This is a genomic window from Azoarcus sp. DD4, from assembly GCF_006496635.1.
In the GTDB taxonomy this organism is placed as follows: domain Bacteria; phylum Pseudomonadota; class Gammaproteobacteria; order Burkholderiales; family Rhodocyclaceae; genus Azoarcus.
The window spans coordinates 4,551,259-4,569,704 of record NZ_CP022958.1 but is presented as its reverse complement, the minus strand read 5'-3'; the positions used below and the strand labels follow the sequence as shown (position 1 = coordinate 4,569,704).

Below are 18,446 nucleotides of genomic sequence, written 5' to 3'. Positions count from 1 at the left end.
CCGAGAATTCCCCCAAAGGGAATAGGGAGGAGTACAGCGTGGCGAAATACAAAGTGACGCCGACAGGGGTCGAGCGTCCGATGCGCGAGAGCGATTTCATCGTCTCGAAGACCGACCTGAAGGGCCGGATCACCTACTGCAACCGGATCTTCATCGAGTTCTCCGGGTATCCGGAGCACGAGTTGCTGGGCGCGCCGCACAACATCATCCGCCACCCGGACATGCCGCGCGGCGTGTTCAAGTACCTGTGGGACTGCCTGCAGGCCGAGCGCGAGTGTTTCGCCTACGTCAAGAACATGTCGCGCGACGGCGGCCACTATTGGGTGTTCGCCAACGTGACACCGTCCTACGACCAGAGCGGCCGTGTCGAAGGCTATTTCTCGGTGCGGCGCAAGCCCTCGGCCGAGGCGGTCAAGGTCTTCGGCCAGGTGTATCGCGACATGATCGCCGAGGAAGAACGCGCAGGTGCGCGCGACGCGGTGGGCGCCTCGCTTGCCCTGCTGACCAACCTGCTGACCGAGAAGGGCACCAGCTATGAAGAACTCGTCCTTTCTTTCTAAGGCGCGCGCGCAGATCCTGTTGCTCAACGTGCTGCTGCTGGTGGCGGGCGTCGTCACGCTGGCGCTCTACGGCTGGCAGCTGCGCGACCTGATCTGGGTCGGCCTGCTGTTGGCGGTCGGTTTCGGCAGCAGTCATCTCTATATGCGTCATGTCGAAACGACGCTGCGTCCGCTCAACGAGATCTCGCGGGTGGCGAAGCTGATCGCCGCCGGCCACGTCGGCGATCGCATCACCGGCATCGACCGCGTCGACGAGCTGGGTCAGGTCTGCTGGGACGTGAACGACATGCTCGACCAGCTCGAAACCTGCTTCCGCGAGCAGCGCACCGCGCTGGCCTATGCCGGTGAAGGCAAGTTCTTCCGCCGCGCGCAGCCGGTGGGGCTGCACGGCGTGTTCCGCGAGGCGCTCGAAGGGGCCAACCAGTCCTTCAAGGCGATGGAGCACACCTGGCGCGAGGACCGGCGCAACGCGCTGCTGTCGCGTACCGGCCAGCTCAACTCGGTGACGCTGCTGCAGAACATGCGCACCAACCAGCAGGACATGATCAACGTGGTGTCGGCCACCGAGGAGCTCGAACGTCTCGCCGGCCAGACCGCCGACGAGGCTGAGCGCAGCCAGCTTTCGATGCAGCAGGTGGCGCAGGATCTGGGCAGCATTGCCGACAAGGTCGAACGCGTCAGCAGCGAGATCGAGACGCTCAATTCCAGAAGCGGCGAGATCACGCATTCGGTGGAACTGATCAAGAGCATCGCCGACCAGACCAACCTGCTGGCACTCAACGCCGCGATCGAGGCGGCCCGCGCCGGCGAGCACGGCCGCGGCTTCGCGGTGGTCGCCGACGAGGTGAGGAAGCTCGCCGAGAACACCATCCGCGCGTCGTCGGAGATCGGTGGCGTGATGGGCGCGCTGCGCGAAGAGGCCGGCAACATGCTGCAGGATGCCGGCGAGATGAAGACCATGGCCACTGCCTCGCTCGCCAGCGTGGCCGAGCTCGAGCGCGCCTTCACCGCCTTTGCCGAATCGGCCCGCCAGTCGCTGGCCCGCATCGACTACGTGCACGACGTCAGCTTCACTTCGCTGGCCAAGGTCGACCACTTCGTCTTCAAGCAGAACGCTTACCTGACGCTGGATCTCGGCATCGATTCCGCCGAGGCGCAGGCGGCCCGCGAGGGCGAGCACGACTGCCGTTTCGGTAGCTGGCTGGCTTCGCCGGCGACCGCGAGCTTCGCCGGGCTGGAGGCTTTCCGCCGCATCGGCGAACCGCATGCCATGGTCCATCGCAAGGTGGCCGAAGCGGTGTCGCTGATGGCGCAGAACTGGGAAGCCAGTCCCAAGGTGCAGGACAGCATCTTCGCCGCCTTCCAGCAGGCCGAGAAGGCGAGCGACCAGGTCGTGGACCTGCTCGACCGTATGGTCAGGGAAAAGCACGGCGCGCTCGCCGGCGCCTGATGCCGCCGGGCCGGGGCCGCACTGCGGCGGTGCCGGCCCCGCCCTGGTTCAGACGATGTCGAGGTTCTGCACGCCCGAGACGAGATCCTTGTCGCCGAGCTTGCTGTTGAGCTTGATCTGCAGGCGCAGGTCGTTCACCGAGTCGGCGTTGCGCAACGCATCCTCGTAGCTGATCTTCTCTTCCTCGTAGAGGTCGAACAGCGCCTGGTCGAAGGTCTGCATGCCGAGCTCGCGCGAGCGCTTCATGATCTCCTTGATGCCCGGCACCTCGCCCTTGAAGATCAGGTCGGAGATCAGCGGCGAGTTGAGCATCACCTCCACCGCCGGCACCCGGCCCTTGCGTCCCTTCAACGGCAGCAAGCGCTGCGACACCATCGCCCGCAGGTTGAGCGAGAGATCCATCAGCAGCTGCTGGCGGCGGTCTTCCGGGAAGAAGTTGATGATGCGGTCGATCGCCTGGTTGGCGCTGTTGGCGTGCAGGGTGGCGAGGCAGAGGTGGCCGGTTTCGGCGAAGGCGATCGCGTAGTCCATCGTTTCGCGGTCGCGGATTTCGCCCATCAGGATCACGTCCGGCGCCTGCCGCAGGGTGTTCTTCAGTGCGGCTTCCCAGCTGTCGGTGTCGATGCCGATCTCACGCTGCGACACGATGCAGTTCTTGTGCGGATGGACGAATTCGATTGGGTCTTCGACCGTGATGATGTGGCCGTAGGAGTTCTCGTTGCGATAGTCGACCATCGCCGCCAGCGAGGTGGTCTTGCCGGTGCCGGTGCCGCCGACGAAGATGACCAGGCCGCGCTTGGTCATGCCGATGTCGCGCAGGACCGGCGGCAGGCCGAGTTCGTCGAGGGTGGGTATCTTCTGTGGGATGGTCCGCAGCACCAGCGCCACACGCCCCTGCTGGATGTAGGCGTTGGCGCGGAAGCGGCCGATGCCCGCCGGCGAAATCGCGAAGTTGCACTCCTTGGTGGCTTCGAACTCGGCCGACTGGCGGTCGTTCATGATCGCGCGTGCGAGCTCGGCGGTGTGCGGCGGCGCCAGTGCCTGATTGGACTGCGGCGTGATGCGGCCGTCGATCTTTATCGCCGGCGGGAAGCCGGCATTGATGAAGAGGTCGGAGCCGTTCTTCTGCAGCATCAGCCGCAGCAGATCGTGCATGAACTTGAGGGCCTGATCGCGTTCCATTGCTGACTCCTGACCGTAGTGCGTGCCTTGTGGCGTAGGTGGTTCGGTTGATGCCGGGTGTTATGCGTGGCGATGCCGCTGGCGGGCTGTCGGTGGCGCGAGGATCAGTTGAAGTTGTCCTTGTTCTGCGCCCGCACGCGCGCTTCTGCCGCCGAGACGATGTTGCGGCGGACGAGATCGGCCAGGCATTGGTCCAGTGTCTGCATGCCGACGTTCTGGCCGGTCTGGATGGCGGAGTACATCTGCGCGATCTTGTTTTCGCGGATCAGGTTGCGGATGGCCGGCGTGCCTATCATGATCTCGTGCGCCGCGACCCGGCCGGAGCCGTCCTTGGTCTTGAGCAGGGTCTGCGAGATGACTGCGCGCAGGGATTCCGACAGCATCGACCGCACCATGTCCTTTTCCGCCGCGGGGAAGACGTCGACGATACGGTCTATGGTCTTGGCCGCCGACGAGGTGTGCAGGGTGCCGAACACCAGGTGGCCGGTTTCGGCTGCGGTCAGCGCCAGGCGGATGGTTTCGAGGTCGCGCATTTCGCCGACCAGGATAACGTCCGGATCCTCGCGCAGCGAGGCGCGCAGCGCATTGTTGAAGGACGCGGTGTCGCGGTGCACCTCGCGCTGGTTGATCAGGCAGCGCTTGGATTCGTGCACGAATTCGATCGGATCCTCGACGGTGAGGATGTGGCCGTACTCGTTCTCGTTGATGTAGTCGATCATCGCCGCCAGCGTGGTCGACTTGCCCGAACCGGTCGGGCCGGTGACCAGCACGATGCCGCGCGGCTGATTCGAGATGTCTTTGAAGATCTTCGGGCAGTTGAGCTCTTCGAGCGTCAGCACCTTGGACGGAATCGTCCGGAATACCGCGCCCGCGCCGCGGTTCTGGTTGAAGGCATTGACCCGGAAGCGGGCCAGGTTGGGCACCGCGAACGAGAAGTCGCACTCCCAGGTTTCCTCGAACTGCTTGCGCTGCCCGTCGTTCATGATGTCGTACACCATGGCGTGCACGTCCTTGTGCTCCATGGGCGGCAGGTTGATGCGGCGCACGTCGCCATGCACGCGGATCATCGGCGGCAGGCCGGCCGAGAGGTGAAGGTCGGAGGCCTTGTTCTTGACCGCGAAGGCGAGCAGTTCGGTAATGTCCATGGATTCGAGTGTGGTGACGACGGACGAAAGGCGGCTGGAGCAGTGCGGAGCGGACAGGCCCGCGGCACGGGGCGGGATGGGGCCGGTGCTATACTTTCGGCGCATTGCTCCAAGGGACTGAGGCTGCGGCAATATGACATCAATCTCCGCCAACTTGCAAGCTGTGGGCGAGCGTATCGCCGAGGCCGCGCGTGCTGCAGGGCGTGATCCGGGCGAGGTCGGCTTGCTGGCGGTGAGCAAGACCTGGCCTGCCGAGGCGGTACGCGAGGCCGCGGCCGCGGGCCAGCGCGCTTTCGGCGAGAACTACGTGCAGGAGGGCGTCGCCAAGGCTGATGCGCTGGCGGCGCTCGGCCTCGAATGGCATTTCATCGGCCCCTTGCAGAGCAACAAGACGCGCCCGGTGGCGCAGTATTTTGCCTGGGTGCACAGCGTAGACCGCCTCAAGATCGCCCAACGCCTGGCCGAGCAGCGCGATGTGCATCTGCCGCCGCTCAATGTCTGCATCCAGGTGAACGTCAGCGGCGAGGGCAGCAAGAGCGGCGTCGCGCCGGCCGACCTGCCGGCACTGGCGCGCGCGGTGGCGGCCCTGCCGCGGCTGCGGCTGCGCGGCCTGATGTGCATCCCCGAACCGACCGGGGATGCTGCCCTGCAGCGCCGCCGATTCGCCGAGTTGCGCCGCCTGCGCGATGACCTGGCGGCCGACGGACTGGCGCTCGACACGCTGTCGATGGGCATGTCGCACGACATCGAGGCGGCGGTGGCCGAGGGCGCCACCATGGTCCGCGTCGGCACCGCCATCTTCGGCACCCGCGACCGCGCGCGCGAGGCCGTGGTCGCCGGTACCTGAGGCGTCAGCCTTGCGGCGCTCCGTCCCGATGCAAACTGCGCCGCAACGCTGACCCTTTACTTGTCTTCACGCTCACACCTGCTGGATACCTGACATGAAAATCACCTTCCTAGGCGGCGGCAACATGGCCGCAGCCCTGATCGGCGGCCTGGTCGCACGCGGCATCGAGGCCGCCGACCTGTGCGCGATCGACCTCAACGCCGACAGCCGTGCCCGGCTCGCCGAGCGCTTCGGCGTCCGCACCAGCGAAGCGGCCGATGCCGCCGCGCTCGCCTGCGACGTACTGGTGCTGGCGGTCAAGCCGCAGCAGATGAAGGCGGCGGTCGCGCCGCTGGCGGGGCAGCTTTCCGGCCAGCTGGTGGTCAGCATCGCCGCTGGCCTGCGCCTGGCCGACATCGGCCGCTGGCTGGGCAGCGGCGGCCAGCCCTATGTCCGCATGGTGCGCTGCATGCCCAACACGCCCGCATTGATCGGCGCCGGCATCACCGGGCTTTATGCCGATCCGGCGGTGGATGCCGCCGGGCGCGATGCTGCCGAGCGTGTGCTGGCCGCGGTCGGCAGCACGGTATGGATTGCCGATGAGGCGCAGATCGACGCAGTCACCGCGGTGTCGGGCAGCGGCCCGGCCTATGTGTTCCACTTCATCGAGGCGCTGGAGGCTGCTGGCCGGGCGCTCGGTTTCGACGAAGCCACTGCGCGCAAGCTGGCGATCGACACCACGCTGGGTGCGGCCAGGCTCGCCGCGGGCTCCGACGAACCGCCGGCAGTCCTGCGCGAGCGGGTGACCTCCAAGGGGGGCACCACGGCCGCAGCGCTGGCCAGCCTGGCGGCCTCCGGCTGGCACGACGCCATGGTGAAGGCGGTGGCGGCGGCCGAAGCGCGTGGCCGCGAACTCGGCGACGAGTTGGGCCGGAACTGAGCGGCCGGGACGGAACCGATGCTGACCAACATTCTCCTGCTCATCCTCGACACCGCGGCCGGCTTCATCACGCTGATGCTGCTGGCGCGCTTCTTCATGCAGTGGCAGCGCGTGTCTTTCCGCAACCAGATCGGTCAGTTCGTGGTGTCTACCACCGACTGGATCGTACGGCCGCTGCGCCGCCTGATTCCCGGACTGCTCGGGTTGGACATGGCCAGCCTGCTGCCGGCCTGGGCCTTCCAGACGCTGTTCGTGTTCGTGGAAATGGCGATACGCGGCGTGCCTCTCACCGGCAATGCGGTCGGCGTGCTGCTCGGCCTGTGGGGGTTGGGGCTGGTCGAATTGCTGCGGATGATCGTCTATCTGATCTTCGCCGTGGTGCTGGTGTCGGCGGTGCTGTCCTGGGTGGCGCCGCACTCGCCGGCGGGGCCGGTGTTCAATGCCTTGTCCGCGCCCTTCCTGCGGCCGTTTCGCCGCGTCGTGCCGACGGTGGCCAATGTCGACCTGTCGCCGCTGGTGCTGCTGCTGGTGCTGCAGATCCTGCTGATGCTGCTCGGCGGCCTGCGCGGCGGTTTTGCGCCACTGCTGTTCGGCAGCTGAACTTGACTGACTGGCTACGCGAGGGGGCTGACGGCAGCCTCACCCTGACCCTGCACATCCAGCCTGGTGCGAAGCAGACCGGTTTCGCCGGTCTGCACGGCGAGGCCATGAAGATCCGCCTCGCCGCGCCGCCGGTGGACGGCAAGGCCAACGCTGCCCTGTGTGCCTTCCTCGCTGAATTCTGCGGCGTACCGAAGTCGGCGGTGACGCTGGTCAGCGGCGATACCTCGCGTGCGAAGCGGGTACGCATAGAAAAGGCAACGCCCGGACTGGCCGGGCGTTTGCGTTCCATGGCGTGAAGGGCCACGGCGGCCGGAGCGTTTATCCGGCGTTGCCGTACATCACCTGGCCTTCGACCAGCGTGTAGCGCACCTGGCCGGGCAGTTCCAGGCCGAGGAAGGGCGTGTTCTTGCCCTGGCTCTTCAGGCTGTCGCGGCTGATCTTCACGTACGCCTGCGGGTCGAACACGCAGACGTCGGCACGCGCACCCACGGCCAGATGGCCCGCCTTGGTGATGCCGACGATGCGCGCGGCGTCGGCGGTGACACGGCCGAGCGCGGTCGGCAGCGGCACGCCGCTGTCCTTGGCCCACTTCAGTGTCAGCGGCAGCAGCAGTTCCAGCCCGGTGGCGCCGGCTTCCGATTCGCTGAAGGGGGTCAGCTTGCCGTCGTCGTCTACCGGCGTGTGGTCCGAGCACAGCGCGTTGATGCGGCCCTCGGCCAGCCCGCGGCACAGTGCCTCGCGGTCGCGCTGGCTGCGCAGCGGCGGCACAAGGTGGCAATTGGAGTTGAAGTAGCCGATGTCCATGTCGCACAGGTGTAGATGGTTGATCGACACGTCGCAGGTCACGTCCATGCCTTCGGCGCGCGCCTGGTCGATCAGCTTGAGACCGGCCGCGCTCGAGAGGCGGGTGATGTGCAGCCGGGCGCCGGTGGCCTGGGCGAGCTGCAGGTAGGTGTAGAGCGCCACGGTTTCGGCCGCCACCGGGATGCCGGGCAGGCCGAGGCGGCTGGCGAACTCGCCATCGTGGGCGTAGCCGCCACGGGCGAGGAAGGGAGCGATGGGCTGCAGCCAGACGCGGAAGCCGAAGGTGGCGGCATACTGCATCGCGCGCATCAGCACAGCGTTGTCCAGGATGGGCACGTTGGCCTGGCTGAAGGCGACGCAGCCGGCTTCGACAAGTTCGGCCATCTCGGACAGACGCTCGCCCTTGAGGCCGAGGGTGAGCGCGGCGACCGGATACACATGGGCCCGGTTCAGCTTCTTGGCCCGGTAGCAGAGCATTTCGACCAGGCCGGGTTCGTCCAGCGTCGGGTCGGTGTCGGGCGGGATGGCCAGGCTGGTGACGCCGCCGGCCATCGCCGCGTCCATTTCGGATTCCAGCGTGGCGCGGTACTCGAAACCCGGCTCGCGCAGGCGGGCGGCGAGGTCGATCAGGCCCGGCGCCACCACCAGGCCGCCGGCATCGATGCTGCGCTCGGCGGCGAAGCCGTCGGGCGCGCGACCGAGCGCGACGATCTTGCCGTCGGCAATGAACACGTCCTGAACGGCATCGACTTGGTTCGCCGGGTCGATCACCCGGCCGTTCGTGATCTGTATCTTCATCCGTGCTTCCTTAAATGTGCCGTCCCGCCCCGCGGTCGCGCCCCAAGGGCCGAGCGACCGTCGCCGGGGGCCGGCCGCGTGCTCAGTGGCTCGCCAGCATGCTCATCACGGCCATCCGTACCGCGATGCCGAAGGTGACCTGGGGCAGGATGACTGCCTGGGCGCCATCGGCGACGGCCGAATCGATCTCGACACCGCGGTTCATCGGCCCGGGGTGCATGACGATGGCGTCAGGCCGGGCGAGCGCGAGTTTCTCGGCGGTGAGACCCCAGATCTTGTAATACTCCTGCGGTGTCGGCAGCAGGGCGCCGTTCATGCGCTCGTTCTGCAGGCGCAGCATCATCACCACGTCGACATCCTTCAGGCCTTCGCGCATGTCGTGGAAAACGCGCACGCCCATGCGGTCGACTTCGGTCGGCAGCAGGGTCTTGGGGCCGATCACCCGCACCTCTGGCACGCCCAGCGTGGTGAGCGCGGCGATCTGAGAGCGGGCCACGCGCGAGTGCAGCACGTCGCCGACGATGGCGACCACCAGCCCGGAGAAGTCGCGCTTGTAGTGGCGGATGGTGTACATGTCCAGCAGGCCCTGCGTCGGGTGCGCGTGGCGGCCGTCGCCGGCATTGACCACATGGATGTGGTCGCGGCCGGTGGCCTGCAGGTGCTGGGCGATCAGGAAGGGCGCACCGCTGGCGGCGTGGCGGACGACGAACATGTCGGCCTGCATCGCGCACAGGTTGTCGACCGTGTCGAGCAGGCTTTCGCCCTTGTTCGAGGAACTGGTCGCGATGTTGAGGTTCACCACATCGGCCGACAGGCGCTTGGCAGCGATCTCGAAGGTCGTCCGGGTTCGCGTGGAGTTCTCGAAGAACAGGTTGAACACGCTCTTGCCGCGCAGCAAAGGCAGCTTCTTCACCTCGCGCTCGGCGACCTCGGTGAAGGGCGCGGCGGTGTCGAGGATGGCGGTGATGATGTCGCGCGGCAGGCCGTCCAGGGTGAGCAGGTGCTGCAGTTCGCCGTGGGCATTGAGTTGGGGATTACGCATCGATCAACCTCAGGTCGAGAGCGCCATCGGCAGTGCGTTCGAGTTGCAGGTTCTGCGAGGCGGGCAGGGCTTCGGGCAGGGTGAGGGCGCAGTAGCGCGCGGCGATCGGTAGCTCGCGGCCGCCGCGGTCGACCAGTACGGCGAGTTCGACGCAGGCCGGGCGGCCGAAATCGAACAGCTCGTTGAGTGCGGCGCGGGTGGTTCGCCCGGTGTAGAGCACGTCGTCGACGATGATTACCGGCGCGCCTTCGACCGAGAACGGGATCTCGGTGCGCTGAGGCTGCGGATGCAGACCCTTGGCGCCGAAGTCGTCGCGGTAGAAGGACACGTCGATCGCGCCCAGCGGCGGGCGGATGCCGAGCTCCGCGTGCAGGCGCTCGGCGAGCCACAGGCCGCCGGTATGGATGCCGACCAGCGCGGTCGCGGCCGTGATGTGGGGGCGCATCTGGTCGGCGAGTTGCCGTACCAGGGCTTCTGCGTCAGGCAGGTGCATGTGGGCTGGAGTCCAGGAAGTGTTGCAGGATCAGTTGGGCGGCGACGGCGTCGAGCACCGGCTTGCGTGCCTGCCAGCCGCTGTGGCCGGCTTCGCGCAGCAGGGTGTCGGCCGCCGCCGAGGAGAGCCTTTCGTCGATCAGGTGGACCGGCAGGCCGAAGCGGCCGTGCAGCTGGTTGGCGAAGCGCCGGCAGCGCGCGGCGAGCGGGTGTTCGAGTGCATGCTCGCGACCGTCGAGATGGCCCGGCAGGCCGACCACCAGCGCCACCGGCCGCCATTCGTCGAGCAGGCGGGCGATGGCGGCGAAGCGGGCGGCATTGGCTTCGTCGTGCAGCGTGAGGAGTGCGCCGGCCCGACGGGTTTCCAGTTCGCCCACGGCAATGCCGATGCGGGCCAAGCCGAAATCGAAACCGAGTACCGTGCCCCGCGCCGGCAGACTGGCGGCCGCGGCCGCCAAGGCTTCAGGCATGCCCCGCGACCTCGCTGAGCTTGGCGAAATCGACGCCCAGCTTCTGCATGGCGGCAACCAGGCGCTCTTCCGGCGGCAGGTCGAAGATGATGGCGAGATCGGCCGGCACGGTCAGCCAGGCGTTCTGCGCAAGTTCTTCTTCCAGCTGGCCCGCGGCCCAGCCGGCATAGCCGAGGCTGATCAGGACTTCGCGCGGTTCACCGGTGCTGCCGATGGCCTGCAGGATGTCGCGGCTGCTGGTCAGCGCGATCTCGTCGTTCACCCGCAGCGTCGAATGCCAGTCGCCGGCGGGCCGGTGCAGCACGAAGCCGCGATCGGTCTGTACCGGCCCGCCGAAATACACCGGCTGGCCGGAAAAGCCTTCGGCTTCGAGCGGAAGTTCGACGCGCTCGAACAGCGCTTCGAGCGTCATGTCGATGGGCCGATTGACGATCACCCCGAGCGCCCCCTGGTCGCTGTGTTCCGCGATGTAGGTCAGGGTGCGGGTGAAATGGGGATCGGCCATGTTGGGCATGGCGATCAGGAAGTGATGCGTGAGGTTGGCGGATCCGGTATCCATGCCTGCATTTTACGCGCTGAAACGGTGCCCCGCGAGGTCGCGTTTGCCGCATGCGATGGAACCGGGCCGGCGGCCTTCGATCATAATCGCGCCCCACCGACTCTGGATCGAAGCCATGTCCGCCGCCCTCGTCTGGTTCCGTCGCGATCTGCGCAGCGAGGACCACGCCGCGCTTTACCACGCGCTCAAACAGGCCGAGCGTGTTCATTGCGTTTTCGTCTTCGATACCGCCATCCTCGACCTCCTGCCGCAGCGGGCGGACCGGCGGGTGGAGTTCATCCTGGCCGCCGTCGGCGAGCTGGATGCGGCGCTCGATGCGATGTCGCAGGCGGCCGGGGGCGGGGGGAGCGGGCTGATCGTGCGCCACGGCCGCGCCGACGAGGAGATTCCGCGGCTTGCCCGCGAACTCGGCGTCGACGGCGTGTTCGCCAACCGCGACTACGAGCCGGAGGCGATCGCGCGCGACGGCAGGGTGGCCGGGCGGCTGGCGGCCGATGGCATCACCTTCGCCGACTTCAAGGATCAGGTGATCTTCGAGCGCGACGAACTGCTGACCCAGGCGGGCCAGCCCTTCAGCGTGTTCACGCCCTACAAGAATGCCTGGCTGCGCAAGCTCGACAGCTCCTACCTGCAGGCCTACCCGGTGGCGAAGCGGGCGCTCCGGCTGGCGCCAAGGCCCGCCGGGGCGAGCCTGCCGTCGCTGGCGGACCTCGGTTTCGAGACGACCAATCTTGCCGCGCTGCGCATGCCGCTCGGCATGTCCGGTGCACGGGCGCTGTTCGGCGAGTTCTGCGGGCGCATCGAACGCTATCGCGAGGCGCGGGACTTTCCGGCGGTGAAAGGGGTGTCCTATCTTTCCACCCATCTGCGCTTCGGCACGCTGTCGATCCGCGAACTTGCGGCCTACGCCTGGCACAAGGGCGGCGCCGGCGCGGAAACCTGGCTGTCGGAGCTGATCTGGCGCGATTTCTACCAGATGATCCTGTGGCACCACCCGCGCGTCGTCGAAGCGAGCTTCCGTCCCGAGTTCGACCACGTGCGCTGGGACGATGCCCCCGAATTGTTCGCCGCCTGGTGCGAGGGCCGCACCGGCTATCCCATCGTAGACGCGGCGATGCGCCAGCTGAACCAGACCGGCTACATGCACAACCGCTTGCGCATGATCGTCGCGTCCTTCCTGACCAAGGACCTCGGTGTCGACTGGCGCCTGGGCGAGCGCTACTTCGCGGCCAGCCTCAACGACTATGATCTCGCCGCCAACAATGGCGGCTGGCAATGGGCCGCATCCACCGGCTGCGATGCGCAGCCGTATTTCCGCATCTTCAATCCGGTGACGCAGTCGCAGAAGTTCGACCCCGAGGGGCGCTTCATCCGCCGTTATCTGCCGGAGCTGGAGCGGGTGCCCGACCGTCACCTTCATGCGCCCTGGCAGATGGGCGGCATCGAGCAGGCGGCGGCGCGGGTCCGCATCGGCATCGACTACCCGGCGCCGGTGGTAGACCACGCCCTTGCGCGCGAGCGTACGCTCGCGCGCTTTGCGGTCACCAAGGGCTAGATCGAACCGGCCGCGCTCAGACCTCGGTGCCGGCCACCGTCGTATAGCGCGCCAGCAGGGCCAGCAGTTCCTCTTCCTGATAGGGCTTGCCGAGGTAGTGGTTGGCGCCGACCTCCTCGGCGTAGCGGCGGTGCTTGTCCGCCAGCCGCGAGGTGATCATTATCACCGGCACCGCCTTGGCGCGTGCATCCGCGCGGATGTTGCGGACCAGGTCGAAGCCGTCCATGCGCGGCATCTCGATATCGGACAGCACTACGTCGGGGAGGGTGTCGATCAGCTTTTCGAGCGCGTCCACGCCGTCCTTGGCGGTGATCACACGATAGCCTTCGCGTTCGAGCAGGCGGCCGGTGATCTTGCGCACGGTCAGCGAATCGTCGACCACCATCACCGTAGGCTGGCGCACAGGCGCGGCGGGCACAGTGGCGGCACCGACGGCGGGGTAATCCGGCCGGCCGAGCTGCCGGCTGGCCAGGGCCACCGGGTTGAGGATGAGCACGATTTCGCCGTCGCCGAGCACCGTGGCGCCGGACATGCCGACGATGCGGGTGAGCTGCGGGCCGGCGTTCTTGACGACGATTTCCTGATTGCCGCGCAGCTCATCCACATGCAGCGCCAGCGTCTGGGCACCGGCGCGCAGCAGCAGGATCCAGTTGTAGCGCTGTTCCACCGGCTGGCTGAGCTGGTCGCCGAGCAGGCGCGGCAGGTAGCGGTAGTCGTAGCGCTGGCCCAGCCATTCGGTGCCGCCGTCGGCTATCAGCCCGGCGAGCGGTTCGGCCTTGAGCTCCATCACCTGCGCCACCATGCTGGACGGGATCGCGTAGCTGCGGCCACCGGCGCGCACCAGGAGAGCCTGGGTGACGGCGAGTGTGAGCGGCAGGTAGATGCGGAACGCCGCGCCCTTGCCAGGCTCGCTGGTGACGTCGATGCGGCCGCCGACCGAGGCGGTTTCGGCCTTGACCACGTCCATGCCGACGCCGCGGCCGGCCACCGCCGATACCGCGCCGGCGGTGGAGAAGCCGGGCACGAAGATGAGGTTGGTCAGGCGGCGTTCGTCGGCGGCCTCGTCCGCTGTGAGCAGGCCGTTTTCGCGCGCGCGTTCGGCGATGCGGGCGAAGTCGAGGCCGGCGCCGTCGTCGGCCAGCTCGATCGCGATTTCGTTACCCTCCTGGCTCACCGTCAGCGTGATCTGGCCGATCTCGGGCTTGCCGGCGGCGCGGCGCGCTTCCGGCGTTTCGATGCCGTGGGCGAGCGAATTGCGCAGCAGGTGTTCCAGTGGCGCGACCATGTGTTCCAGCACGCTGCGGTCGACTTCGATACGACCGCCGCGCAGGTCGAGGTTGGCGCGCTTGCCCAGATCCTTGGCGCCTTGACGGACCACACGGTAGAGGCGGTCGGCGAGACTGTCGAAGGGCAGCATGCGCACCCGCATGAGCGCCTGCTGCAGTTCGCGCGACAGTCGCGCCTGGCCGTGCAGGGCAATGTCGGCACCGTCCAGGTTCTTGAGCAGGTTCTGCTGGACGGTGGTGACGTCGTTCACGCTCTCGGCCATCATCCGGGTCAGTTCCTGCAACCGGGTGTAGCGGTCCATCTCGAGCGGGTCGAAGGCGGCGTGGTGGGTCTCGGCCTGGGCGATGCGTGACTGCATCTGCACCTCGGCCTGGATTTCGACTTCGCGCAACTGGTTGCGCAGACGGATGACGTTCTCGGTGAGATCGAGCAGCGAGCGCCGCAGCGTGCGCAGTTCGCCTTCGATGCGGGTGCGGGCGATGCCGATCTCGCCGGCCTCGTTCACGAAGCGGTCGACCGTGTCGGCACGTACCCGCAGCGTCGCCGAGGTGACCGCCTGTTCTCCTTCCGCGCCCATTTCCGGCGCTGGCGCGGCGGTCTCGGCGGCTTCCGCCGCGAGCGGCTCCGCCTGCCCGCCTGCGGCGATCAGGTCGATCATCTGCTCGGCGTGGTCGAGGCCGTGGGCGAGTTCTTCGAACAGGCTTTCGGCCGGCGTGCGGCCGGCTTTCGTCGCCGCCTCCAGGCGGGATTCGAGCTGGTGGACGTGTTCGCCCAGGGTCATCGCGCCGGTCATCCGGGCGCTGCCCTTCAGCGTGTGCAGCAGGCGGGCGAGGGCCTTGGCCGGATCGGCGGCTTCGGGCGCACCCTGCCAGGTGCGCAGCGTGCCGTGCAGCTGACTCATCAGGTCCGCCGCCTCTTCCAGGAAGATGGGCAGCAGCTGGATGTCGACGTCGTCATGCAGGGGCGGCGACGGTTCGGTAGCCGCCTCGGCACTGCCGGTCACGCTGTCGTCCGCGTGTTGTGCAGCGGCCGGCAGATCGAAGGTGGGCCCCACGATGTCGGCGAGTTCGAGCCGGCGGCCGATCTGTTCGAGCTGCTCGACCAGCTCCGGAACCGGCAGCGGCATGCGGCGCAAGGCAACCTCCGCGAGCATCGCCTCCAGGGTGTCGGCCGAGCTGGCAAAGAGCGCGACTTCGGCTTCGGCCGGGTGCTGGCCGAGATCGAACAGCCGCTCCTGGGCGTGTTCGAGTGCGCGTGCCAGCGCCTGCAGCGGGCTCAGGCGGGCGGTGCCGGAAATGCCGGCCAGGGTGTGCGCCGCGCGGATCGACGCCTCCTGCGGGAGCAGGGTCGGGTTGGCGGCGAGGCGGGCGGTGTCGCGGTGGAGCGCGGCGATGTGGTGGCGGGCCTCGGCCAGATAAAGGTCGAACAGCGGCCGCGAAATCTCGGCGTCGCCGATGCGGACCTGGTCGGAGATCGTGGGTGACAAACCGGCGAAGCCTTCCGCCGTATCGCCGGCTTCGACCACCAGTTCGTCCACCACCGGTGCGCTTTCCGCGGGCAGGGGGGCGGGCGGAGGTGCCGTGATCTCGTCGATGGCGGCGCCTTCGGCCCTGCTCTCGTCGATCACGGGGGCAGCACCGGTCGGGGGGGCGACCTCGGCAGCGGAACGATCCTCCTGCGCTGGCGCTTCGAAGGCGGCAGGCAGGTCGGGGACGGGTTCGAGCGCTTCCGGCAGATCGGGGATCTCGAACACCAGGTCTTCGGCAGGCAACTCCAGACTATCGTCGGCGGACGGAACGAGCTCCGTTGGCTGCAGTGTTTCCGTCGGCGTCGCGTCGTTGTCGGCGGCGAGCGCTTCGGTGCCCGATTCCAGCAACTCGTCGAGCGAGAAACTGGCGTCGAGATCGAGCAGGCTTTCGGCTGCCGGAGGCGCCAGATACGCGGCGTCGGGTGCTGCCGGTTCGTTGTCGATGCCTATCGGCAAGTCCAGGCCGCTGGTGGCGAGCAGATCCTCGACTTCAATGACCGGCGGCGGTTCGATATCGGCTGCCGGCACTTCGTCGGGCGCAATCAGCGACTGGAAATCGAGCGTAGTGCCGGTGACGACGTCGATGTCGAAACGGGCGGCCTCCTCCTCGTCCTCCAGGGCGAGGTCTTCCAGCGCGACCTCCTCCTGCGGCACGCCGACGGCGGCCACCTCGAAGGGAAGAATCTCGCCGGCCTCGGACAGCGCGAGGTCGGGAAAGTCGAGGGCGGTATCCGGCGCCGTGACGAGGTTGTCGGCGGCGGGCTCCGTTGCGCGCTCCGAGTCGGCCGCAGGTTCGACCACCGGGGTCGGGCTTTCGCGCAGGCGTTCGGCATCGGCCAGCAGTGCCGTCGCGTCACGGCCGAGCGGGCCGCCCCGCGTGAGCTGGACGACCCATTCGGCGAAGAGGTGATGGGCGGCGTCGATCAGGTGATGCAGTGCGGGAGTAGGTTGCCATTCGAGCTGCAGCCAGCGGTTGAGCGTCTGCTCCAGGCCCCAGGCCGCTTCGCCGAGTTCGCGCAGGCCGACCATGCGGCCGCTGCCCTTGAGCGTGTGGAAACCGCGCCGGATGGTGACCAGATGGTCGCGCTCGGCGGGTGCGGTGCGGGACAGTTCGAGATGCTCGCCGATAGAGGCGAGCACGTCGTGTGCCTCCTCGATGAAGATGTCGAGCAACTCGGCGTCGATCTCTGCTTCGCTCGCTTCCTCGATCAGTTTGCGCGTTTCGGGCGTCGGTTCGGGGATCGCCGCCGCCGGCGGCGCGCTGCGTTCGAACTCGTCGGCGAGGCTCGAGGCCGGTGTCGGCTCGACCACGGAAAGGGGCTCTGCTTCGAGCGCGGCAGTGTCGGGTTCCGGTAGCGCCTCGGCGGGCGGCGGTTCGAAGGCGACAGCTGCAGTGCCGGGCGCTTCGATCGTCCCTGCTTCGGTGGGGAGTGCAGTGGCCGGCGCAGGCGCCGGTTGCGGCGCTGCCGGCGCAGTGAAGGCTGCGGACTGCGGGGTGCCTTCGGTGTCGGCCTGCGCGGCCTCGGCCGCCGCTTCCGGATTCAGGAAGTGTTGCAGGCTGCGCCGCCCGCGCTGCAGGGACTCGACAAAGAAGCCGAGCGCCGAGAGCCGGTGGGCGAGGGGTTCGAATTCGGCGGTGTCGACGGGCGCGTCCGCCTCGGCGAAACGGGCGATGGCTGCGCTGGCTTCGTGGACGAGTGCGATCGCTTCCGATTCGCCAAGCAGGGTGAGCGCACCTTCGATCTGTGCCATCGGCGCCGCCAGCTGCTGCAGCGGTGCGCGCTTGTTCTGGTCGCGGAAATAGTCGTCGAGCGTCTGTTCGATCTGGGCGAGGCTGCCGCGGATCTCGCGCGACAGCTGGCCGATCGCTTCCTTTTCCTGGGAGCGCCGTGCAGCGGCGAGGCCCGGTGTCTGGTCGGCGGCAGCGAGGGCTTCGCCACGCTGGATGGCATCGAGGCGGCCGAGGGTGTCCTCCACCTGCAGCGCGAAATCGGCATTGGCGGTGCTGCGATCGAGCGCGGTCTCGGCGAGCAGCAGCGTGGTGGCGAATTCGAGAGCGATGCTTTCCGTGAAGCGCAGCGGATCCTTGCGCAGCCACTGGCTGAAGCGCTGCATGCCGGCGAGCAGGTGAACGAAGGCCGGGCGGCCGAGTTGGCCGGTCAGCGGCGCAAGTTCGGACAGCGCACTGTCGAAGCGCGCCAGCGCAACGGCCGTTCCGCCGCAGAAGTCGTCCCAGATGTCCCGCAGTTCGGCCAGGCGCGCGCGCATGTCCTGCAGCAGCGGGGCGAGCGGTACCTCGCTGACCTGCGCGCCCGCTTCCGGCAGCAGGGCGTCGAGCTGCCAGGTGGCACGCACTGCGCGTTGGTGCTCGGTGGTCGCGGGCGTGGTGGCGACGCGATACAATAGGTCGCGCATCAGCCGGTCGGGTACCGCGGCATTGCCGCCCATCAGCCGGCGCATCTGGGCGTCGAGCTGGGTGCACATGCGCTTGACGCTGGCATCTACTGTCAGGCTGCCGGCGATCAGCGCGTCGAAGAAGGCGAGGCTGGCCCACCACAGCGCGCGTGCAGGGGGGCTGGTCTGCAGTGCCTCGATGCCGCTGACGGCATCGCGCATCGCCTGGGCGCCTGCCGGGTTAGCCGGCGCCTTCAGCCATTCGAGCAGACCGCGTTCGAAGCGGGCACGCAGCGGACGCATCTGCGTCGGCGCGTCGGCCACCGCGGCGGGGTCGGCCGCGCGGCGCGGCGGTCGCAGCGTCAGGTCGGGAAAGAACAGGTCCGCCGGCGAGGGCGCGTCCTGGCCGCGGGCAGCGAGCAGCTCGGCATACAGTGCGGCGAGGCGCAGCGGCTGGTCGGGAATGCCGTGGGCGAGCTCGTCGAGATAATTGCCCAGCGCCGCCAGCGCGCGCTTGCTCAGATGCAGCGCGTCGGCTGTGAGCGCCGCTTCGCCGCGCGCCATCGCGCCGACGAGCTGGTCGAGCGCGTCGGCAAACTGGGTGATGCCGTCCAGCCCGACGATGGACAATGCCCCACGGGCCTGATGCAGGTGGGTCTGGGCGAAGGCGAGACGGGAAGTGTCGTGGTCGGCGCGTGCCGCTTCATCGAGCGCCTCGCCGGCGCGACCGAGGGCCGCGTCGATCTCGCTCTTGACCCAGGTGAGCGGACCGAGGTCCGCTTCGATGGCGTGCGTCATGGCGGCTTTCCTG

The 18,446-nt window shown here is 68.1% G+C and carries 15 protein-coding genes and 2 pseudogenes; 9 read left to right on the top strand and 8 right to left on the bottom strand.

The window, feature by feature from the left end; genetic code table 11:
• Positions 1-38: 38 nt before the first annotated feature.
• The 4 genes and pseudogenes from CJ010_RS21170 to CJ010_RS25755 all read left to right on the top strand — a co-directional run bounded on the left by CJ010_RS21170 (position 39) and on the right by CJ010_RS25755 (position 2,010).
• Positions 39-560 (top strand): PAS domain-containing protein, encoded by a 522-nt coding sequence (locus tag CJ010_RS21170; protein ID WP_141019884.1) that lies wholly within the window; start codon positions 39-41, stop codon positions 558-560.
• A pseudogene (locus CJ010_RS25765) lies at positions 535-804 on the top strand (hypothetical protein); the annotation flags it as partial. The gene CJ010_RS21170 and the pseudogene CJ010_RS25765, both read left to right, overlap by 26 nt.
• Positions 805-846: 42 nt before the next feature.
• A pseudogene (locus CJ010_RS25760) lies at positions 847-1,536 on the top strand (methyl-accepting chemotaxis protein); the annotation flags it as partial.
• Entirely contained in the window at positions 1,510-2,010 is a 501-nt protein-coding gene (locus CJ010_RS25755) for a CZB domain-containing protein (RefSeq protein WP_371415716.1), read from the top strand. The pseudogene CJ010_RS25760 and the gene CJ010_RS25755, both read left to right, overlap by 27 nt.
• Positions 2,011-2,058: 48 nt before the next feature.
• Here the strand turns inward: CJ010_RS25755 and CJ010_RS21160 are convergent, their stop codons facing one another.
• Positions 2,059-3,192: a PilT/PilU family type 4a pilus ATPase gene (locus CJ010_RS21160; RefSeq protein WP_141019882.1), complete on the bottom strand. Its 1,134-nt coding sequence runs from the start codon at positions 3,190-3,192 to the stop codon at positions 2,059-2,061.
• 104 nt (positions 3,193-3,296) lie between these two features.
• Positions 3,297-4,337, bottom strand: a complete 1,041-nt coding sequence (locus tag CJ010_RS21155) for a type IV pilus twitching motility protein PilT (protein WP_141020802.1) — start codon at positions 4,335-4,337, stop codon at positions 3,297-3,299.
• Between the two features lie 133 nt (positions 4,338-4,470).
• Between CJ010_RS21155 and CJ010_RS21150 the strand changes: the two genes are divergently transcribed.
• From CJ010_RS21150 to CJ010_RS21135, 4 genes are all read left to right on the top strand, one after another.
• Entirely contained in the window at positions 4,471-5,184 is a 714-nt protein-coding gene (locus CJ010_RS21150; RefSeq protein ID WP_141019881.1) for a YggS family pyridoxal phosphate-dependent enzyme, read from the top strand.
• Positions 5,185-5,278: 94 nt separating this feature from the next.
• The gene (proC, locus tag CJ010_RS21145; protein WP_141019880.1) at positions 5,279-6,103 is read left to right on the top strand and encodes a pyrroline-5-carboxylate reductase; all 825 of its coding nucleotides are present in this window, start codon (positions 5,279-5,281) and stop codon (positions 6,101-6,103) included.
• Between the two features lie 18 nt (positions 6,104-6,121).
• Complete coding sequence (locus CJ010_RS21140) at positions 6,122-6,703, top strand: YggT family protein (protein ID WP_141019879.1); 582 nt, start codon at positions 6,122-6,124, stop codon at positions 6,701-6,703.
• Between the two features lie 2 nt (positions 6,704-6,705).
• Positions 6,706-7,002: a DUF167 domain-containing protein gene (locus tag CJ010_RS21135; RefSeq protein WP_141019878.1), complete on the top strand. Its 297-nt coding sequence runs from the start codon at positions 6,706-6,708 to the stop codon at positions 7,000-7,002.
• Positions 7,003-7,024: 22 nt separating this feature from the next.
• Here the strand turns inward: CJ010_RS21135 and CJ010_RS21130 are convergent, their stop codons facing one another.
• From CJ010_RS21130 to CJ010_RS21110, 5 genes are all read right to left on the bottom strand, one after another.
• Positions 7,025-8,308, bottom strand: a complete 1,284-nt coding sequence (locus CJ010_RS21130; RefSeq protein WP_141019877.1) for a dihydroorotase — start codon at positions 8,306-8,308, stop codon at positions 7,025-7,027.
• An 82-nt stretch (positions 8,309-8,390) separates the two neighbouring features.
• The gene (locus CJ010_RS21125; RefSeq protein ID WP_141019876.1) at positions 8,391-9,350 is read right to left on the bottom strand and encodes an aspartate carbamoyltransferase catalytic subunit; all 960 of its coding nucleotides are present in this window, start codon (positions 9,348-9,350) and stop codon (positions 8,391-8,393) included.
• Entirely contained in the window at positions 9,343-9,843 is a 501-nt protein-coding gene (gene pyrR / locus CJ010_RS21120; protein WP_141019875.1) for a bifunctional pyr operon transcriptional regulator/uracil phosphoribosyltransferase PyrR, read from the bottom strand. Before pyrR ends, CJ010_RS21125 begins: the two co-directional genes overlap by 8 nt.
• Positions 9,830-10,312: a Holliday junction resolvase RuvX gene (gene ruvX / locus CJ010_RS21115; RefSeq protein WP_141019874.1), complete on the bottom strand. Its 483-nt coding sequence runs from the start codon at positions 10,310-10,312 to the stop codon at positions 9,830-9,832. Before ruvX ends, pyrR begins: the two co-directional genes overlap by 14 nt.
• The gene (locus CJ010_RS21110; protein WP_141019873.1) at positions 10,305-10,871 is read right to left on the bottom strand and encodes a YqgE/AlgH family protein; all 567 of its coding nucleotides are present in this window, start codon (positions 10,869-10,871) and stop codon (positions 10,305-10,307) included. The genes ruvX and CJ010_RS21110 overlap by 8 nt, the downstream gene beginning before the upstream one ends.
• Before the next feature lie 115 nt (positions 10,872-10,986).
• Between CJ010_RS21110 and CJ010_RS21105 the strand changes: the two genes are divergently transcribed.
• Positions 10,987-12,426 (top strand): deoxyribodipyrimidine photo-lyase, encoded by a 1,440-nt coding sequence (locus tag CJ010_RS21105; RefSeq protein WP_141019872.1) that lies wholly within the window; start codon positions 10,987-10,989, stop codon positions 12,424-12,426.
• 16 nt (positions 12,427-12,442) lie between these two features.
• On the opposite strand, the gene CJ010_RS21100 is transcribed toward CJ010_RS21105, so the two are convergent.
• Positions 12,443-18,433, bottom strand: coding sequence for an Hpt domain-containing protein (locus CJ010_RS21100; RefSeq protein ID WP_141019871.1), 5,991 nt, complete (start codon positions 18,431-18,433; stop codon positions 12,443-12,445).
• Positions 18,434-18,446 lie beyond the last annotated feature (13 nt).

Bases quoted from the DNA above. Each gene is read 5' to 3' on its own strand.
- CJ010_RS21105 (WP_141019872.1), top strand. From the start codon at position 10,987: ATGTCCGCCGCCCTCGTCTGGTTCCGTCGCGATCTGCGCAGCGAGGAC.
- CJ010_RS21130 (WP_141019877.1), bottom strand. From the start codon at position 8,308: ATGAAGATACAGATCACGAACGGCCGGGTGATCGACCCGGCGAACCAA.
- CJ010_RS21110 (WP_141019873.1), bottom strand. From the start codon at position 10,871: ATGGATACCGGATCCGCCAACCTCACGCATCACTTCCTGATCGCCATG.
- pyrR (WP_141019875.1), bottom strand. From the start codon at position 9,843: ATGCACCTGCCTGACGCAGAAGCCCTGGTACGGCAACTCGCCGACCAG.
- CJ010_RS21100 (WP_141019871.1), bottom strand. From the start codon at position 18,433: ATGACGCACGCCATCGAAGCGGACCTCGGTCCGCTCACCTGGGTCAAG.
- CJ010_RS25755 (WP_371415716.1), top strand. From the start codon at position 1,510: ATGAAGACCATGGCCACTGCCTCGCTCGCCAGCGTGGCCGAGCTCGAG.
- CJ010_RS21155 (WP_141020802.1), bottom strand. From the start codon at position 4,337: ATGGACATTACCGAACTGCTCGCCTTCGCGGTCAAGAACAAGGCCTCC.
- proC (WP_141019880.1), top strand. From the start codon at position 5,279: ATGAAAATCACCTTCCTAGGCGGCGGCAACATGGCCGCAGCCCTGATC.
- CJ010_RS21150 (WP_141019881.1), top strand. From the start codon at position 4,471: ATGACATCAATCTCCGCCAACTTGCAAGCTGTGGGCGAGCGTATCGCC.
- CJ010_RS21125 (WP_141019876.1), bottom strand. From the start codon at position 9,350: ATGCGTAATCCCCAACTCAATGCCCACGGCGAACTGCAGCACCTGCTC.
- CJ010_RS21140 (WP_141019879.1), top strand. From the start codon at position 6,122: ATGCTGACCAACATTCTCCTGCTCATCCTCGACACCGCGGCCGGCTTC.
- ruvX (WP_141019874.1), bottom strand. From the start codon at position 10,312: ATGCCTGAAGCCTTGGCGGCCGCGGCCGCCAGTCTGCCGGCGCGGGGC.
- CJ010_RS21160 (WP_141019882.1), bottom strand. From the start codon at position 3,192: ATGGAACGCGATCAGGCCCTCAAGTTCATGCACGATCTGCTGCGGCTG.